15 protein-coding genes and 2 pseudogenes are annotated in these 17,205 nt (G+C 69.7%); 9 read left to right on the forward strand and 8 right to left on the reverse strand.

Annotated elements, in window-relative coordinates:
• Window positions 1–12 precede the first annotated feature (12 nt).
• A pseudogene (locus tag FG385_RS21655) lies at window positions 13–960 on the forward strand (alpha/beta hydrolase).
• Here the strand turns inward: FG385_RS21655 and FG385_RS21660 are convergent.
• Complete coding sequence (locus tag FG385_RS21660) at window positions 950–1,912, reverse strand: nucleoside hydrolase (protein WP_139098595.1); 963 nt, start codon at window positions 1,910–1,912, stop codon at window positions 950–952. The pseudogene FG385_RS21655 and the gene FG385_RS21660 overlap by 11 nt on opposite strands.
• Window positions 1,913–1,923: 11 nt before the next feature.
• Here FG385_RS21660 and FG385_RS21665 point away from each other — a divergent pair, with 11 nt between their 5' ends.
• Together FG385_RS21665 and FG385_RS21670 are read left to right on the forward strand one after the other, a co-directional pair.
• On the forward strand, window positions 1,924–2,679 hold the full coding sequence (locus FG385_RS21665) for an acyltransferase (protein ID WP_139098596.1): 756 nt from the start codon (window positions 1,924–1,926) through the stop codon (window positions 2,677–2,679).
• The gene (locus FG385_RS21670) at window positions 2,676–3,626 is read left to right on the forward strand and encodes a DUF2332 domain-containing protein (protein WP_139098597.1); all 951 of its coding nucleotides are present in this window, start codon (window positions 2,676–2,678) and stop codon (window positions 3,624–3,626) included. Before FG385_RS21665 ends, FG385_RS21670 begins: the two co-directional genes overlap by 4 nt.
• 165 nt (window positions 3,627–3,791) lie before the next feature.
• On the opposite strand, the gene FG385_RS21675 is transcribed toward FG385_RS21670, so the two are convergent.
• Window positions 3,792–5,216, reverse strand: coding sequence for a short-chain fatty acyl-CoA regulator family protein (locus tag FG385_RS21675; protein WP_139098598.1), 1,425 nt, complete (start codon window positions 5,214–5,216; stop codon window positions 3,792–3,794).
• Window positions 5,217–5,441: 225 nt separating this feature from the next.
• Between FG385_RS21675 and aceA the strand changes: the two genes are divergently transcribed.
• The 5 genes and pseudogenes from aceA to FG385_RS34985 form a co-directional block, all read left to right on the forward strand.
• Entirely contained in the window at window positions 5,442–6,722 is a 1,281-nt protein-coding gene (aceA, locus tag FG385_RS21680) for an isocitrate lyase (RefSeq protein WP_139098599.1), read from the forward strand.
• Between the two features lie 63 nt (window positions 6,723–6,785).
• The gene (gene aceB, locus FG385_RS21685; RefSeq protein WP_139098600.1) at window positions 6,786–8,384 is read left to right on the forward strand and encodes a malate synthase A; all 1,599 of its coding nucleotides are present in this window, start codon (window positions 6,786–6,788) and stop codon (window positions 8,382–8,384) included.
• A gap of 146 nt (window positions 8,385–8,530) precedes the next feature.
• Window positions 8,531–8,986 (forward strand): nuclear transport factor 2 family protein, encoded by a 456-nt coding sequence (locus FG385_RS21690; RefSeq protein ID WP_200834588.1) that lies wholly within the window; start codon window positions 8,531–8,533, stop codon window positions 8,984–8,986.
• 191 nt (window positions 8,987–9,177) lie between these two features.
• A complete protein-coding gene (locus tag FG385_RS21695; protein ID WP_139098602.1) occupies window positions 9,178–9,903 on the forward strand; it encodes an alpha/beta hydrolase in 726 nt (241 codons plus the stop codon).
• Between the two features lie 13 nt (window positions 9,904–9,916).
• Window positions 9,917–10,403 (forward strand): annotated as a pseudogene (locus tag FG385_RS34985) (hypothetical protein); the annotation flags it as partial.
• On the opposite strand, the gene FG385_RS21705 reads toward FG385_RS34985, so the two are convergent.
• The 6 genes from FG385_RS21705 to FG385_RS21730 form a co-directional block, all read right to left on the reverse strand.
• Entirely contained in the window at window positions 10,400–11,653 is a 1,254-nt protein-coding gene (locus FG385_RS21705) for a glycosyltransferase family 4 protein (protein WP_139098603.1), read from the reverse strand. The pseudogene FG385_RS34985 and the gene FG385_RS21705 sit on opposite strands and share 4 nt — an antisense overlap.
• Window positions 11,654–11,695: 42 nt before the next feature.
• Window positions 11,696–13,150, reverse strand: a complete 1,455-nt coding sequence (locus tag FG385_RS21710; RefSeq protein ID WP_139098604.1) for a 1,4-alpha-glucan branching protein domain-containing protein — start codon at window positions 13,148–13,150, stop codon at window positions 11,696–11,698.
• Window positions 13,147–13,920: a class I SAM-dependent methyltransferase gene (locus FG385_RS21715; protein WP_139098605.1), complete on the reverse strand. Its 774-nt coding sequence runs from the start codon at window positions 13,918–13,920 to the stop codon at window positions 13,147–13,149. Before FG385_RS21715 ends, FG385_RS21710 begins: the two co-directional genes overlap by 4 nt.
• A gap of 299 nt (window positions 13,921–14,219) precedes the next feature.
• Entirely contained in the window at window positions 14,220–15,035 is an 816-nt protein-coding gene (locus FG385_RS21725; RefSeq protein WP_139098606.1) for an ATP-binding protein, read from the reverse strand.
• Window positions 15,036–15,121: 86 nt separating this feature from the next.
• Entirely contained in the window at window positions 15,122–15,289 is a 168-nt protein-coding gene (locus FG385_RS34445) for a hypothetical protein (protein ID WP_200834590.1), read from the reverse strand.
• A gap of 62 nt (window positions 15,290–15,351) precedes the next feature.
• Window positions 15,352–16,194, reverse strand: coding sequence for a DegV family protein (locus tag FG385_RS21730; RefSeq protein ID WP_139098607.1), 843 nt, complete (start codon window positions 16,192–16,194; stop codon window positions 15,352–15,354).
• Between the two features lie 212 nt (window positions 16,195–16,406).
• Here FG385_RS21730 and FG385_RS21735 point away from each other — a divergent pair, with 212 nt between their 5' ends.
• Complete coding sequence (locus FG385_RS21735) at window positions 16,407–17,192, forward strand: electron transfer flavoprotein subunit beta/FixA family protein (RefSeq protein WP_139098608.1); 786 nt, start codon at window positions 16,407–16,409, stop codon at window positions 17,190–17,192.
• The last annotated feature ends 13 nt before the right edge of the window (window positions 17,193–17,205 follow it).

Below are 17,205 nucleotides of genomic sequence, written 5' to 3' on the forward strand. Positions count from 1 at the left end.
AAGGAGAAGGACATGACCGCCAACCCCCGGAACCTCGCCCTTGAACCCGCGGCCCAGGCGTTCGCCGAGGCCACCGACAACCCGCCCTACCTCTACGATCTCGGCCCGGTCGACGGCCGCAAGACGGTCGACGAGGTGCAGTCGGGCGAGATCGTCAAGCCCGAGGCCGACATCGAGGACACCGTCGTCGCCGGCGTGCCCGTCCGCATCCTGCGCCCGAAGGGCGTGACGGGCACGCTGCCCGTCATCGTCTACATCCACGGCGCGGGCTGGGTGTTCGGCAACGAGCACACGCACGATCGCCTGATCCGCGAACTGGCGGTGGGCGTGCGCGCGGCCGTCGTGTTCCCCAAGTAAAGCCTCTCGCCCGAAGTCCGCTACCCGGTCGCGATCGAGCAGAACTACGCCGTCGCCAAGTGGGTCGCCGAGCACGGCGCGGAGAAGGACCTCGACCCGAGCCGGATCGCCGTCGCGGGGGACTCGGTCGGCGGGAACATGACCGCCGCGCTCACCCTGATGGCGAAGGAGCGAGGCGATGTCGCGCTGAAGCAACAGGTGCTGTTCTACCCGGTCACCGACGCGAATTTCGACACCGGCTCGTACGAGCAGTTCGCCGACGGCTACTTCCTCACCCGCACCGGGATGAAGTGGTTCTGGGACCAGTACACGACCGACGAGTCCCAGCGCGCGGAGATCACCGCGTCCCCGCTGCGCGCGAGCCTCAACCAACTCGCCGGCCTGCCGCCGGCGCTCGTCGTCACCGGCGAGGCCGACGTGCTGCGCGACGAGGGCGAGGCCTACGGCGCCAAGCTTCGCCAGGCCGGGGTGCCCGTCACCGCCGTCCGGTACGCCGCGATCATCCACGACTTCGTGATGCTGAACGCGCTGCGCGAGACCCATGCCGCGGAAGCCGCGATCACGCAGGCGATCACCGTGCTCAAGGGCGCGCTCACCGCGTAAGACGTCCCAGTACGAACTCCCCGAGGCCGTCCACGTCGGTGTCCATCGCGACCTGGACGGTGCTCGGCGCGCCGGCCCCTTCACCTTCGCCGCGCAGCCCTGGCAACCGGCTGTCGACGAGGGTGCTGCCGCGTCCGGGCCCGAAAGACGTCTCCACCTCGATCGGGTAGGTCTCGGTGCGCAGGATGCCGGGGCGGATCGCCTCGGCCACGGCCACCGCGTCGTGCAGCACGATCCCGTCCCAGCCGAGCGAGCGGCGGTAGGACGCGAGATAGTCCGGGGTCAGCGCGTTCAGCGCGGCGCCGATCGGCCCGCCCGCGGCGAGTTTGGCCAGCCACTCGGCGTCCACGGCACATTTGTAGGTCAGGTCGAGCGGCACCATCACGCACGGCACGTTCTCCTCGACCAGCACGCGGCGGGCGGCTTCCGGGTCGCTCCAGATGTTGAACTCGGCGGTCGCCGTCGTGTTGCCGCGGTTGACCCCGCCGCCCATCAGCACGATCCGGTCGATCTTGGCCTTGACGTGCGGATGCGCGGCGAGCAGCAGGGCGATGTTCGTCAGCGGCCCGATCGGGGCGATCGTCACTGGTTCGCCGGCCTCTTCGAGCAAGCCGACCAGCAGCTTGATCGCGCCGCCGGGTTCGATGTCGCGCTCGGGTTCGGGCAGCGCGGCCGACCGGCCGGAGAGGCCGTCCTCGCCGTGGATGTGCCCGGCGCGGGCGGCCTGCGGGTGGATCAGCGGGCGGGCGGCGCCCGCGGCGACCGGGACGTCCGCGCGGCCGCACAACTGCAGGACACGCAGGGCGTTGCGGGTGGTGTGCTCGAGCGGGACGTTGCCGAACACCGTGGTGACACCGAGCAGGTCCACGTCCTCGCTCAGCGCGGCGAGCGAGATCGCGAACGCGTCGTCGACGCCCGGGTCCGTATCGATGATCAGCTGAGAGGCGGCCATACTGTCAACCTATGACATCCATGTGGGGATCGCCCGTGCTTTCCCGGGTCGGGGCCTGGCGGCGGGCCCGGCGGGACCCGCGGCAGGCGCGGTTCCTGACCGCCGACTCGCTGCGCTGGGTGCTGCGCAACCGCGCCTACACGCCCTGGTATCTCGTGCGGTACTGGCGGTTGCTGAAGTTCCGGCTCGCCAACCCGCACATCATCCTGCGCGGCATGGTGTTCCTCGGCAAGGACGTGGAGATCCACTGCCGCCCCGGCTACGGGCGGCTGGAGATCGGCCGCTGGGTGCATATCGGTGACGGCAACGCGATCCGCTGTCACGAGGGTTCGCTCCGGATCGGTGACAAGACCGTGTTCGGGCGGCAGAACGTGCTCAACGGCTACCTCGACATCGAGATCGGTTCGGCCACGCTCGTCGCGGACTGGGTGTACATCTGCGACTTCGACCATGTGACGAACGACATCACCCTGCCGATCAAGGACCAGGGCATCATCAAATCGCCGGTACGGATCGGGCCGGACACCTGGATCGGCACGAAGGTGTCGGTGCTGCGCGGCACGCGGGTCGGCCGTGGCTGCGTCCTCGGGGCGCATGCCGTGGTGCGCGGTGACATCCCGGACTACGCGATCGCCGTCGGCTCACCGGCACGCGTGGTGCGCGACCGGCGTGCGGACTACGAGGCCGACGCCGAGCGCCGCGAGGCGATCAAGGACATGGCCCGCAAGGCCGACAAGGCGCTGCAGGAGTCGCTGGGGGAGTCATGACGGAGCCGGTCGCCCGGATCTACCGGCGTTTTGCCGAACGGGAAGCGGGTGGCCGGTCTCCGATCTATCGGGACATCTCGCGGCGAGTCGCCGCGGACCCGGAGGTGCTCGCGTTCGTCGCCGCGTTGCCGAGGCCGAAGTGGCAGCCGAACCTGTTCTACGGCGCGGTGCAGTACCTGTGCGGGCCGATCCGGGGCTGGCCGTCGTTCCGCGTTTCTTTCGCGGAGCGCGCCGGCGAGATCCGCGAGGTGATGCTCGCGCGCACGACGCAGACGAACGAGCCCGCCCGCTGTGCGACGCTGTTGCCCGCGCTCGCCGGGTTGCCGCAGCCGCTGGCGTTGCTCGAGGTCGGTGCGTCGGCGGGGCTGTGCCTGCAGCCGGACCGGTACGGCTACGACTACGGCCGCGTGCGGATTCCCGGTGAGTTGATGCTGCCGTGCAAGGCGAACGACGCGACGCCGTTGCCCACGCGGGTGCCGGAGGTCGCGTGGCGGGCCGGGCTCGATCTGAATCCGCTCGACGTGCGCGATCCCGATGACTGCGCGTGGCTCGAGGCGCTGATCTGGCCGGGGGAGGAGGAGCGGATCCCGCGGCTGCGCGCCGCGCTCGAGATCGCGCGCCGTGACCCGCCGCCGGTGCACCAGGGCGACCTGCGCGCCGATTTCCTCGCGCTGGCAGCGCAAGCGCCGCGCGACGCGACGCTCGTCGTGTTTCATACGGCGGTGCTGGCCTACGTGCGCGACCCGGCCGACCGAGCGGCTTTCGCCGACGCGGTCGCCGAATCGGGCGCGGTCTGGCTGTCGAACGAGGCCCCGGGCGCGACCCCGCCCCCGGGCATCGGTCCCGAGCACGACGCCGTCCTGTCGCGCGACGGCGCCGTCCTCACCCGCGACCGCGACCCCATCGCCTACACCGACCCCCACGGCACCTGGCTCGACTGGCTCTAACGTCCGCGAGTTGGCTCGCCGGGTCGCTGGGTTGGTTCGCCGGGTCGCTGGGTTGGTTCGCCGGGTCGCCGGGCTGGCTCGTTGTCGGCCAACTCGGCGACGCCGTCGGCCAACTCGCCGACGCCGGGGGCCAACTCGCGGACGTGGGGGCCAACTCGCGGGTGGTCAGGCCTTGGGGACGGCGGGGTAGGGGACGAAGGTGCTGGTGTTCTCGTCGACGGTGAGCTGCTTGCCGATGGTGGGGAAGGCGCGCTGCGGGCACGCCTGCCGGTCGCACACCTTGCAGCCCATACCGATCGGCGTCGCGGCCGCGCGGTCGTCCAGGTCGAGGCCCGTGGAATAGACCAGCCGCCGCGCGTGCCGTAGCTCGCAGCCCAGGCCGACGCTGAACATCTTGCCGGGGCTGCCGTACCCGCCGATGTTGCGCGCGACCGTCCGCGCGATCCAGAAGTAGCTCTTCCCGTCGGGCAGGGTCGCGATCTGCGTGATGATCTTGCCGGGGGCGGTGAAGGCCTCGTAGATGTTCCACAGTGGACACGCTCCGCCGACCCGCGAGAAGTGGAACCCGGCCGCCGACTGGCGTTTCGACATGTTCCCCGCCCGGTCCACCCGCACGAACGAGAACGGCACCCCGCGCATCTTCGGCCGCTGCAGGGTGGAAAGCCGGTGGCACACCGTCTCGAAGCCGATGCCGAAGTGATCGCAGAGCCGCTCGATGTCGTACCGGAACCGCTCCGCCGTGGACAGGAACGGCCCGTAGGGCAGGATCAGCGCGCCGGCGAAGTAGTTCGCCAGCCCGACCCGTGCGAGCGAGCGCGCCGCCGGACCGGAGAACGCCCACGAGTCCGCCAGTTCCGTGATCAGCTCGTCGTATTCGAGCAGCGCGATCTGCGAGGCCATCCGGAACGCCCGCTGCCCGACTCGCAGGCTCGGCGCGAGCCGCAGCACGCGCGCGCCCGGCTCGTAGCGATGCTGCTGGCCCGCCGCTTCGTCGATGCCCTCGGTGGTGACCTGCACGCCGTAGTGATCGGTGAGCCGGGCCTGCAGCGTCGCGTGCACGTGGCCGGGCCGCAGGTCCATCGCGGCGGCCATCTTTTCGGCCCGTTCGTCGAGTTCGCCCACGTAGTTTTCGCGCTCGTAGAAGAAGTCGCGGACCTCCTCATGCGGCAGCGGCGCCGCCGCGCTGCCGTGCACCCCCATCCCGTTCTCGGTCACCAGCGCCGCGGTCGTCTCCACCGCGTTGCGGTAGCTGCGGTGCAGTTTCACCAGCGCCTGCGCGATGGTCGGCAGGTTGGTCGCCAGGTCGTTGAGTTCGCCGGTGGTCGCTTCGATGCCGACCGCTTCGTCGAGCATCGCCTCGCGCACGTCCGCGACCAGGCGCGCCGTGTCGGTGTTGGCGAAGAACTCGGTGTCCACACCGAAGGCTTCGGTGATGCGAAGGAGCACCGGAACGGTCAGCGGGCGCGAGTTGTGCTCGATCTGGTTGAGGTAGCTGGGGCTGATTTCCAGTAGCCGGGCGGCGTCGGCTTGGCTCATCGAGCGGCTCTCCCGCAGATGACGCAGTTTCGCGCCGGCGAAAGTCTTGTCCATTCGCGCCCTTTCCATCGGAGATCTTCCGGGCCGGACCGATCAAGAAACCGGTTCAGTCACGACGATTTCCACGACCTGCGAACCTCGCGTTCGCAACCTTCACAACATGCTACGAAAGATTCGCATAAATTGGCAAATTGGAGGCGTGGCGCTGTTTCCGCAGGACATGTCATGGTCAGGACAGGACGCGTTTCGTCGCAAACTTTGCAAAGGTGGAGACATCTCATGGCACAGAACTTCGAGCAGGCGGCGGCCGAGCTGACCGCGCAGTGGGAGACCGACCCCCGGTGGAAGGGCGTGAAGCGGTCCTACGGCGCGGCGGACGTGATCAAGCTGCGCGGCAGCGTGGTCGAGGAGCACACGCTGGCCCGCCGCGGCGCGGAGAAGCTGTGGCAGCTGCTGCACGACGAGGACTACGTGCACGCGCTCGGCGCGCTGACCGGTAACCAGGCGGTGCAGCAGGTTCGCGCCGGCCTGAAGGCGATCTACCTGTCGGGCTGGCAGGTCGCGGCCGACGCCAACCTGGCCGGCCAGACCTACCCGGACCAGAGCCTGTACCCGGCGAACTCGGTGCCCGCGGTCGTCCGCCGCATCAACAACGCGCTGGGCCGCGCCGACCAGATCAACTACGCCGAGGGCAACTCCGACATCGACTGGTATGCCCCGATCGTCGCCGACGCCGAGGCCGGTTTCGGTGGTCCGCTCAACGCGTTCGAGCTGATGAAGGGCATGATCGCGGCCGGCGCCGCCGGTGTGCACTGGGAGGACCAGCTCGCGTCCGAGAAGAAGTGCGGTCACCTCGGCGGCAAGGTGCTCATCCCGACCAAGCAGCACGAGCGCACGCTGAACGCCGCGCGCCTCGCGGCCGACGTGCTCAACGTGCCCTCGATCGTCGTCGCCCGCACCGACGCGCAGGCCGCGACGCTGCTGACCAGCGACGTCGACGAGCGCGACCGCAAGTACCTGACCGGCGACCGCACCTCCGAGGGCTTCTACGAGGTCTCCAACGGCCTCGAGCCGTGCATCGACCGCGGCCTGGCCTACGCCGAGTACGCCGACCTGCTGTGGATGGAGACCTCGACGCCGGACCTCGAGGTGGCCCGCAAGTACGCCGAGGCGATCAAGGCCCAGCACCCGGACCAGATGCTGGCCTACAACTGCTCGCCGTCGTTCAACTGGCGCAAGCACCTCGACGACGACACGATCGCGCGGTTCCAGCGCGAGCTCGGTGCGATGGGCTACAAGTTCCAGTTCATCACGCTGGCCGGGTTCCACGCGCTGAACTACTCGATGTTCGACCTGGCGCACGGCTACGCCCGCGAGGGCATGACGGCCTACGTCGACCTGCAGGAGCGCGAGTTCGCTTCGGAGGAGCGGGGTTACACCGCCACGAAGCACCAGCGCGAGGTCGGCACCGGCTGGTTCGACCTGGTGTCGACGGCCCTGAACCCGGAGAGCTCGACCACCGCGCTCAAGGGTTCCACGGAAGAAGCCCAGTTCCACTGACACACCGGTTCGCGGGGGCCGGTGCCTACCGGCCCCCGCATTTCGTGCCCGAGAGAGGTCGTCATGGCTAGCAGGTTCACGTCCCGGATCGAGGTCGCCGGTCCCCAGGGGGAACGCTTCGACGAGATCCTCACCCCGGCCGCGGTGGACTTCATCGCCAAGCTGGACAACGCGTTCGCCGGCCGCCGGCGCGAGCTGCTCGACGCGCGCCGGCAGCGCCGGGAGAAGCTCGCCTCCGGTGAGCAGCCACTCGATTTCCTGCCGGAGACCCGATGGATCCGCAACGACCCCTCGTGGCAGGTGGCCCCCGCGGCGGCCGGCTTGGAGGACCGGCGCGTGGAGATCACCGGCCCGACGGACCGCAAGATGACCGTCAACGCGCTGAACTCGGGTGCGAAGGTGTGGCTCGCGGACTTCGAGGACGCGACCTCGCCGACCTGGGCCAACATCATCGGTGGCCAGCTGAACTTGTACGACGCGATCCGCCGCGGCATCGACTTCTCCAGTGGCGGCAAGCAGTACGCGATCGGAGACGACCCGGCCACCATCGTCGCGCGCCCACGGGGCTGGCATCTGGTGGAGAAGCACATCCGCATCGACGGCCGCCCGGTCTCCGCGAGCCTGGTGGACTTCGGGCTGTACTTCTTCCACAACGCCCGCCAGCTGCTGGCGCGCGGCACCGGCCCGTACTTCTACCTGCCGAAGCTGGAAAGCCACCTCGAAGCGCGGCTGTGGAACGAGGTCTTCCTGATGGCGCAACGGGAACTCGGCATCCCGCGCGGCTCGATCCGGGCGACGGTGCTGATCGAGACGATCACCGCGGCGTTCGAGATGGAGGAGATCCTCTACGAGCTGCGTGAGCACGCCTCGGGGCTCAACGCCGGCCGCTGGGACTACATCTTCAGCCTCATCAAGAACTTCGCCGGGCACGGGGCCGATTTCGTGCTGCCGGACCGGGCGCAGGTGACGATGACGGTGCCGTTCATGCGGGCCTACACCGAACTGCTGGTGAGCACCTGCCACCAGCGCGGGGCTTACGCGATCGGCGGGATGGCCGCGTTCATCCCGAGCAAGGACCCCGAGGCCAACGCCACCGCGCTGGAAAAGGTGCGGCAGGACAAGGAACGCGAGGCCGGCGACGGTTTCGACGGTTCCTGGGTCGCGCATCCGGGCCTGGTGCCGGTGTGCGACGAGGCTTTCACCGAGGTGCTCGGCGGCTGGCCGAACCAGCTCGGTCGGTTGCGGGACGACGTCTCGGTGTCCGCCGACGACCTGCTCAACGTGGCGACCGCCGGCGGTGAGGTCACCGAGAAGGGCGTTCGCGGCAACATCAACGTCGCGCTGCGCTACATCGACTCGTGGCTGCGGGGGACGGGCGCGGCGGCGATCTTCAACCTGATGGAGGATGCCGCGACGGCCGAGATCGCGCGGTGCCAGGTGTGGCAGTGGGTCCGCAACGGCACGAAGCTCGGCGACGGCACCGCGGTGACGCCGGAGCTGGCGCGGGCCTGGCTGGACGAGGAACTCGCCGCGATTCGCGCCGAACTGGGCGACGGCCGTCTCGACGATGCCCGCGAGATCTTCGTGGAGACGGCGCTGGGTGACCGGCTGCCGAGCTTCCTGACGACCGGCGCCTACGCCCGGTACCTGACCGATCTCTGACTCGCCGTTTTCCCTCCTCCTGACGGGGAGAGCGGTGCGCGCTGGTCTCTGGCCGGACAGCGCGGAAAGGCCCGGTGGGAGCCCCAACTCCCGCCGGGCACTTTTCGCACTAGCGGGGAGAACGCTGGTTCTCTATGCTCTCGGTCATGAGCCGACCACCGTTCCCGCCGTTCGACGAGACCACCGCCGCCCAGAAGGTCCAGGCCGCGGAAGACGCCTGGAACACGCGTGACCCGGAGAAGGTCGCGCTGGCCTACACCGAGGATTCGGTGTGGCGTAACCGCGATCAGCACGTGGTGGGGCGCGCGGAGATCGTGAAGTTCCTGACGTCGAAGTGGGAACGGGAACTGGACTACGCGCTGCGGAAGGAACTCTGGGGTTTCCGCGGGAACCGGATCGCGGTCCGCTTCCAGTACGAGTCGCACGACGCGTCGGGGCAGTGGTTCCGCAGCTACGGCAACGAACTGTGGGAGTTCAGCGACGACGGCCTGATGCGCCGCCGCGAGGCGAGCATCAACGACCTGCCGATCAACGAGCAGGACCGCCGCATCTTCGGCCCGCGGCCGGAGGAGGAACGCGGCAAGTCCTTCCCGCTGTTCTGAGACCGTCGTGGTGCGCCGGAAAACCCGTTGGCGAACCACGGCGACCACTGCTAGCTTTCCGGAGGCCGTGCGAGAGAACGAGGAGGTGGTACCCGTGAACTTTTCGACCTGGGTGCTCCCCTCCGGGGTCACGGTCGGGCGGTAGGTCGTCCGGGAGCGCCGTTTCACGAGCACTCCCGAAAGGCACGACCATGCGATTCACTTCCGAACAGCGCCTCGACGACGGCGTCCTCGAACGCGAATTCACCCTCGGCGGGGTCCCCGGCATCCTGTGGACGCCCGGAGCCGCACCGGCCCCGCTGATCCTGCTCGGCCACCCCGGCGGGCTGCGCAAGATGTATCCCCGGCTGGTGGCCCGGGCCCGGCACGCCGCGGCGGAGGGCTACGCCGCGGCCACCATCGAACTCCCCGGCAGCGGTGACCGGCCCCGTTCCGCCGCCGCCGAACAGGCCCGCGCCGACCTGCGCCGGGCGCTGCGGGCCGGCGAGCCGGTCGCCGACGAGATCGTCGACCGGCTCGTGCTCCCGCTGGTGGAAGCGGCGGTCCCGGAATGGCGGGCCGCCCTGGACGCCCTCCTTGCGCTGCCCGAGATCGGCGGGCCGGTCGGGTACGCGGGAGGTGTGATCGCCATCGGCATCCGGCTGGCGGTGGTCGAGCCGCGCATCTCGGCCGCCCTGCTGTTCGCCGGGAGTTTCGTGCCCCGCGCCCTGTTCGAGGAGGCCCGGCAGGTCACCATTCCGCTGCAGGTCCTGCTGCAGTGGGACGACGAAGGAAACGACCGGCAGCTGGCGCTGGACCTGTTCGACGCCTTCGGCACCAAGGAGAAGACGTTGCACGCCAACATGGGCGGGCACACCGGCGTCCCGCAGTTCGAGGGGGACGCCGGGAACCGGTTCTTCGCCCGGCACCTGAAGTGAGGCCGGGCCGACAGGCCTCAAGCGGCTGGAGGATCGGCAGGCGTTGTGCGGGATCTTGTTCGTGACGTGCTGGCGCCGGTTACGGGACTGGTCCGACGCCGGAGTGTGGCAGCAGTTGCACGAAGTGTTGCTGGTCAGGTTGACCGCGGCCGGGTTGATCGACTGGTCCCGCGCCGCGATCGAGCGGGAACCGCAATGACGTCACCCAACTCGCCCCGCTGACCGGGCCGCCCGCCGGTCCGCGGGCGGCCCGGTCGCCCACGCCGACGCCCGGACACGTTGTATGCCGATCGCGCCTACGGCTTCGACAAGCACCGCGAACTGGTGCGCGCCAAGGGCATCGACCTCAAGTTCGCCCGGCGTGGCACCGAGCACGGTTCCGCCGCCTGCGCATCCGCTGGGAAATCCGCGACGACATCCATGAAGCCTTCCTCAGCATCGCCAGCAGCATCATCTGCTGGCGCCGACACAAACAACAATCAATCTGTTACGACCCCTAAGGCGCGAACACGTTGCCCGTCGGGATCTTCGGGCGCCCCAGGTCCTCCTGCTCCCCGACGCGAGCGCGCCGGTAGACCCGCACGGTCGCTTCGGCGATGCGCGCCCAGTCGAAATCCTCGGCCAGGCGCGCCCTGGCCGTGCGCGCCCGCCGCCGGGCCGCCTTGCGGTCGGTGAGGACCGAGTCCACCGCGGCCCGGATGGCGGCGCTGTCCCCGGGCTCGAACGCGAGGCCGGTGATGCCGTCGATGACCACTTCGCCCAGCCCGCCGGCCGTCGAGGCGACCAGCGGCGCCTCCGCGGCCGCGGCTTCCAGCGCGACGATCCCGAACGGCTCGTACCGGCTCGGCAGGACGACGGCGTCCGCGGCGCACAGCGCCGTGCGCAACTCACGGTCCGGCAGGTGCCCGGCGAAGTGCACTGCCCGGCGTATCCGCAGCTTCCGCGCCTGCGCGAGCAGTTCCTCCTGATGCCGCCCGCGCCCGGCGACGACCAGCCGGGTGCCCGGATGATCGCGGCGGATCGCCGGCAGCGCCGCCAGCAGATCCTGCACGCCTTTCTCCCATTCGAGCCGCCCGAAATACAGCAGCAGGGGATCGCCCTCCGGCGCGAACGACTTGCGGGCGCGGGCGACGTCCTCCGGCCGAACGCGCCAGCCCCGCTCCTCGATGCCGTTGTGGATCACCGTGATGTCGTCCGCCGGGATCTCGAACAGGCCCGCGACCTCGTTGCGCATGGCCTGCGAGCAGGTGATCAGCTCGTCCGCCCTGTTCGCGAGCCACCACTCCGCCGAGTGCACCTGCTGGTTCAGCGGATGGGACAACCACCCCGAGTGCCGCCCCGCCTCGGTCGCGTGGATCGTCCCGACGAGCGGCTTTCCGGATGCCTCGGCGAGCGCGATGGCGGGATGCGCGACGAGCCAGTCGTGCGCGTGCACCACATCCGGTTGCCAGGTCCGCAGCAGCTCCAGGCCCCGGCGCACCATGGCGTGGCCCATCGCGAGCGTCCACGCGACGAGATCCTGCTCGAACGTCACGTGCATCGGGTCCTCCGCGACCCGGATCACCCGCACCCCGTCGACCAGGCGATCCGTGGTCGGATGCGTCTGCGCGTCGGTGCCCGAGACGTGCCGGCACAGCACCACGACCTCATGCCCGTCGCGCGCCAGGTGGCGGGCCAGTGCGTGCACGTGGCGCGCGAGCCCGCCGACGACGACCGGCGGGTACTCCCAGGACAACATCAGCACGCGCATGGGCCGAGGTTACTCACTAGTCAACTAAAGTCCGAATGACACTCACAACAGCCGGGCGTCGAGTTGCCCGAAGACGCGGTCTTCCAGCGGCAGCGGGCGTTCGCCGCGAAGGACGGCGCCGAAGCGTTCGGTATGCACGCGGGCGCGGCGGCGGGCGTAGTCGGCGGCCGAGTCCTTGGTGACCATGAACGCCCAGTCGCTCGACAGCGCCAGCATCGCCTCGTTGACCGCCAGGTCCAGCACCGGGTCGCGTAGCGGTCCCGGCCGCACGGCCAGCAGGCGCCGCTGTAGTGCGGCGTTGTCCTCGACCATGTCCGCGACCTGCTCGCCGTCCCAGACCCGCCAGTCCTTGCCCGAACCCCACGACGACGCGGGCAGGTCGACCGGCGGGCCGAGGTGCCCAGCCTCCAGCGCGCCCCGCAGTGTGGTGACCCGGACCCCGGCCTCGGGGAGCGCGCGCAGGATCCCGTCGAGCCAGGCCGGGCCCTCATGCCACCAGTGCCCGAACAGTTCCGTGTCGTAGGCCGCGACGACCAGCGCCTCCTTGCCGTTCCGCGCGCGCAGGCGGCGCAGCCTGGTGACGACCGTGTCCACGAAGTCCTTGACGTGCAGGCGAAGGGTGTCCGCGGCGAGCGCCGGTTCGTAGGGCGCCTTGTCCGGAGGCGCGACCTGGTGACCGGTGACCCGCGACGGCTTCATCCCGACCTCGTGCGCCCAGGTGTGGAAGTCGCGGTAGTTCGCGTGCCCGGGGTAGCCGGCCTTCGGCGACCAGACCCGGTAGGTGACTTCGAGGTCGCGGCCGAAGCAGACGACGTCCGACGAACCGACCGTTCGCGCCGCCGAGGTGTCACCGCGCAGCGAGGGGCCGTCGACGAGGAACCGTTCGACCCCGGCGGCGGCGTAGCCGTCCTCCATACCGGGCGCGTACCCGCATTCCGGCGCCCAGATGCCCGCCGGGCGGTGGCCGATCCGCAGTCCGGTGTCGTCGAGCCCGGACCGGAGGGCGAACGCGCGGATCCGCTCGTCCAGCAGCGGCTGGAACGGGTGCGTGAGCGGACCGCCGATCAGCTCGATCGTCGCGGCGTCCACAAGGGACCGGAGGATCGGCGAAAACCCGTGCCGCCACTGGGTTTCCAGGTCTTCGGTCGCGTGCAGCGCCGCCCGGTGCTCGGCCGCGCCGAGTTCGCGGAGCACGGGCTGGCCGCGCCACAACGTGCTCGCGTGCAGCGCGCGCAGTTGCCAGTGACCGAGCCACTCGTGGAACGTGCGCAGGCTGTACGGATCGTCCAGTTGCGCGGCGAGGACCGGTGTCACGCCCAGGGTGAGCACGTCGCGGCGGCCCTCGCCGGCGAACCGGCGCAGGAGTTCGACGACCGGCAGGTAGGAATGCGCCCAGGCCTGGTAGAGCCATTCCTCGCCGACCGGCCACGAGCCGTGGTGCGGCAGCCAGGGCAGATGGCTGTGCAGGACCAGGCAGAACGTGCCTTCGCTGGTCATGGCCGCACCGCCACCGCGACGAGATCGAGGCACCGCGCCAGGTTTTCGCCGGTGATCTCGAAGTCCTCCGCACGGATCGCGGTGATGTCGGCCAGCAGCTCCGCCGGCCATTCGGCCTGCCCCGGCAATTGGCCCATGACGACGTCGAGCTGCGCGTCAATGATCGAATGATCGTACTTTTCGTCGAGCGCGCGCAGCGCGGCACCGTGCTGCAAGCCGTGCAAGAGCTCGACCTCGAACCCGGCCTCGCGCAGCAGCTCATCCAATTCGGACGGTGCGAGTTCGCGGGTGTGGTACGGGTTCAGCGGGGTGTCGCTGTCCGGGGTGAAGGTCAGGCGGTTCGGGGTGGTGACGACGAGCCGCCCGCCCGGCCGCAGCACGCGGCGGCATTCGGCGAGGAACCCGGCCTGGTCCCACAAGTGTTCGAGCACCTGGAAGTTTGCCACGACGTCCACAGTGGATGATGCGACCGGCAGGAAGGCGAGATTCCCCCGGACCGTCCCCAGCTGTGGATAACGCCGCGCGACGTGGCGCACGGTCGGCTCGTCGTAGTCGAGCGCCAGCACCCGGGCGGCGCGCTTCGCGATCAGCGCCGCGCCGTAGCCCTCGCCACATCCGGCTTCGAGCACGGTCGCGCCCGAGCAGTGGGGGAGCAGCGCGAGGTAAGCGGCCTCATGCCGGCGGAACCAGTAGTTCTCCTCCGGGATGCCGGGCACGGTCCGTTCCCCGGTCAGGTGCAGCGCCTCGGTGCGCGCGGATGAGGTCGTCACCCGCCCGACCCTACTGGGTGAAACGGCGCGCGCCGGACGGGTGTGGTGCAGCCTCAAGCACTGGTGAGACGATGTCGCTCCGCGTCCAGCGGCTCGATCTCGGCCAACTCGGTACCGAGGCGATCGCGTTCCTTCTCCAGGTCATAGCGGGCCTGCGATGTCACCCAGAATTGGGCAGACGTGCCGAAGAACCGCGCCGACGTCTTCCGGGCCCGCGTCGGTCCACCGAAAGCAGACCCGGTACTGGTCTTTGATCCGGATGCCGTGCTGTCCCGCTCGATCAGACGTCATGGCTGCTCTTACGGCCACTTCCGCAGCACGACCGACCAGGAGGCGTCGTCCACCCGGAACTCGGGCACCGGACTGCCCGCGCGGGCCATCGCGTTGCGGATGCGCCAGATGCCCCGGCCGAAGCGGTTCACGTAGCCCAGTGCCTTCATCGCCTTCGCCAGCCCCGGGTTGCGGTAGTCGTTGACGCGGTCGAAATTGTCCACTCGCACCTGACCGTACGGTCCGCCGGGGTTCGTGACCTCGATCCGGTCGTCGAACCAGGCGATGCGCACGGGCGCGTTGGACCGCTCGTAGTCGCGGTGCATGAGCGCGTTCATGCACGTCTCGCGCAGCGCCTCCAGCGGATAGTCCGGCTGCGTCTCCTCGCGGAACAGGCCCTCGCCCTCGGTGAGTTTCGTGCGCAGGTTCGCGCTGAGCAGGGCACTCAGCCTGGTCGCGGTGCCCACCAGGTTCCCGCGCAGCTCATGCTGATCACCGACCGGCGCGCCGAGATCCAGCCCCTGGTACCTCACGAACTGCACGTACGCCCCCGGCACATGCGCGCTCGGATCCTTGCCGATCGCCATTACCCCGAGGTTCGTCGGCGCGCCACCGGGCGTGGTCAGGCGCAGCCACGCCAGATCGGCCGCGACCGGGCGCTGGTTGTCCTCCAGCGATTCGATCGCCACGACCGACGGCAGATACGTGGTCTGGAACAGTCGAAGGTCGAGGTCGTTCTCGTCCGCGGTCTGGGCCGGTCTGGCGTCGAACGGAGCGGCCGCGAACCTCCTGATCTCGGCCACGAGCCGCTGCTCGTCGCCGATAGCCTCGTGAGTTGTCGTCACCCCAGCGCTCCCTTGGCTCGTGCGGCTGGGGGCACCCTATCGGGTGACGGTGGCGGAATGTTACAGGTCTGCCGAAACGGCTTCGATCACCGCGGACGGCGCCGTCCTGCCACCTGCTGCCGCACCTTTTCCACGGCGTCCTTCGCCTGCTGGCGGCGGCGCGGGTCGTTCGCGAACTGCTTCGCCTGCGCGATCGCGCGCCTGCCCTGCGGGCTGCTGGCGAGCCGGGCGAGCCTGGTGAACAGCGAGGCCACTGCTTTCCTCCCGATTGTCGGCTTTTCCAGCCAACGGTCCGGCGGCGGTGGCGGTTCCCGGCTCAGACGGGGGAAACCGTGATGCTCATGGCGCCGGGCCCCACATGCGAGCCGACGACGACGCTCGACTCGACGATGGACAGCTCGCGCAGGTTCTGGACGTGCTGGCGAAGCTGACCGACGACGGCCAGTTCCCGGTCCGTGGGCCGGAAGCACGAGACCGCCACCTCGCTGGGATGGGAGCCGGCCCGCTGCGCCGCGATGTCGACCAGCTTGTTCACCGCCCGCCTCGCGCCCGGCACCCTGGCCAGCGGCGCCACCTCGCCGCTCTTGACGGTGAGCAGGGGCTTGATGGACAGCGCCGTGCCGAGCATCGCCTGCGCCGCGCCGATCCGCCCGCCGCGGCGAAGGTACTCCAGAGTGTCCACATAGATCAGTTCCGAGGTGCTGGTGAACCGGCGTTCGGCCGCTTCGATCACCCTGCTGACATGCGCGCCCGCGGCGGCGGCCCGCGCGGCGGACAGCACCGCGAAGCCCAGGCTCATCCCGACAGTCCCGCTGTCGAGCGTGTAGACCGGGATCCGCACCTGTCTTGCCGCCTCTTGGGCGGCTTGTACGGTCGCGGACATCCGGCTGGAGATGTGCACGCTGACGATCGCGCTCGCCCCTTCGCTCACCGCGTCCTGGTAGTTCCAGAAGAAGGCCCCCGGATCGGGTGGCGCGGTCGCGACCTGCCGGTTGAGGCGCAACGACTCCACGAGCTCGTCCCGGTCGAACCGCGCTTCGTCGTCGATACGGTCTTCGACCTGCAGCTGGAGCTGGATCACCTTGATGCCCCACTGCTTGATGAGCTGGTCTGAAAGCGAAGCTGTCGAATCGGTAACTACTGCCACGTGAGGAGACACGGTCTGTGAGGTTAGCCCGAAAGGTCTACGGGCAGTAGCCCGTCCGCCTTTGCGGCCACCAGGAGTAGCGCGATAAGGTGAGGAAATTACTGGGACGATCGTCCTGGTAAACTGGGATTCCAGGTGAATGCCGTCACCTCGGCGCGCCACGAACGGCGAAGCTCCCTACGCTACCGGCTAGTAGGGCTAACCCGGGAGGTCGAAGGGGACCCATGACGAACATTGTTGTCCTGGTCAAGCAGGTGCCGGACACCTACTCGGAGCGGAAGCTGTCCGAGGCTGACCACACGCTGGACCGCGAATCCGCGGACGCGGTGCTCGACGAGATCAACGAGAAGGCCGTGGAAGAGGCCCTCAAGATCAAGGAAGCCGGTGAGGGCGAGGTCACGGTGATCTCGGTCGGGCCTGACCGGGCCACCGACGCCATCCGCAAGGCGCTGTCGATGGGCGCCGACAAGGCCATCCACGTCTCCGACGAGGCCCTGCACGGTTCCGACGCGATCGCCACCGCGAAGGTCCTCGCCGCCGCGATCGGCAAGGTCGAGGGCTACGACCTGGTCATCGCGGGCAACGAGGCCTCGGACGGGCGCGCCGGCGCGGTGCCCGCGATGCTGGCCGAACTGCTCGGCCTGCCCCAGCTCACCCACGTGCGTGAGCTGACCGTCGACGGCTCGGCCGTCAAGGCCGACCGCGAGACCGAGGACGGCCTCACCCACCTCGAAGCGAGCCTTCCCGCGCTGGTGAGCGTCGGCGAGAAGATCAACGAGCCGCGCTACCCCTCGTTCAAGGGCATCATGGCCGCGAAGAAGAAGCCGGTCGACACGCTGACCATCGCCGACCTCGGCATCGACGCGGGCGAGGTCGGGCTGGCCAACGCGTGGTCGCAGGTCACCGAGGCGGCCCCGAAGCCGCCGCGCACCGCCGGTCAGCGCGTCGACGACGAGGGCGACGGCGGCTCGAAGGTCGCCGAGTACCTGGTCGGCCAGAAGCTCATCTGAGAGGAGACGGACA

Origin of the sequence: Amycolatopsis alkalitolerans, from assembly GCF_006152065.1 — a bacterium.
GTDB lineage: Bacteria > Actinomycetota > Actinomycetes > Mycobacteriales > Pseudonocardiaceae > Amycolatopsis_E > Amycolatopsis_E alkalitolerans.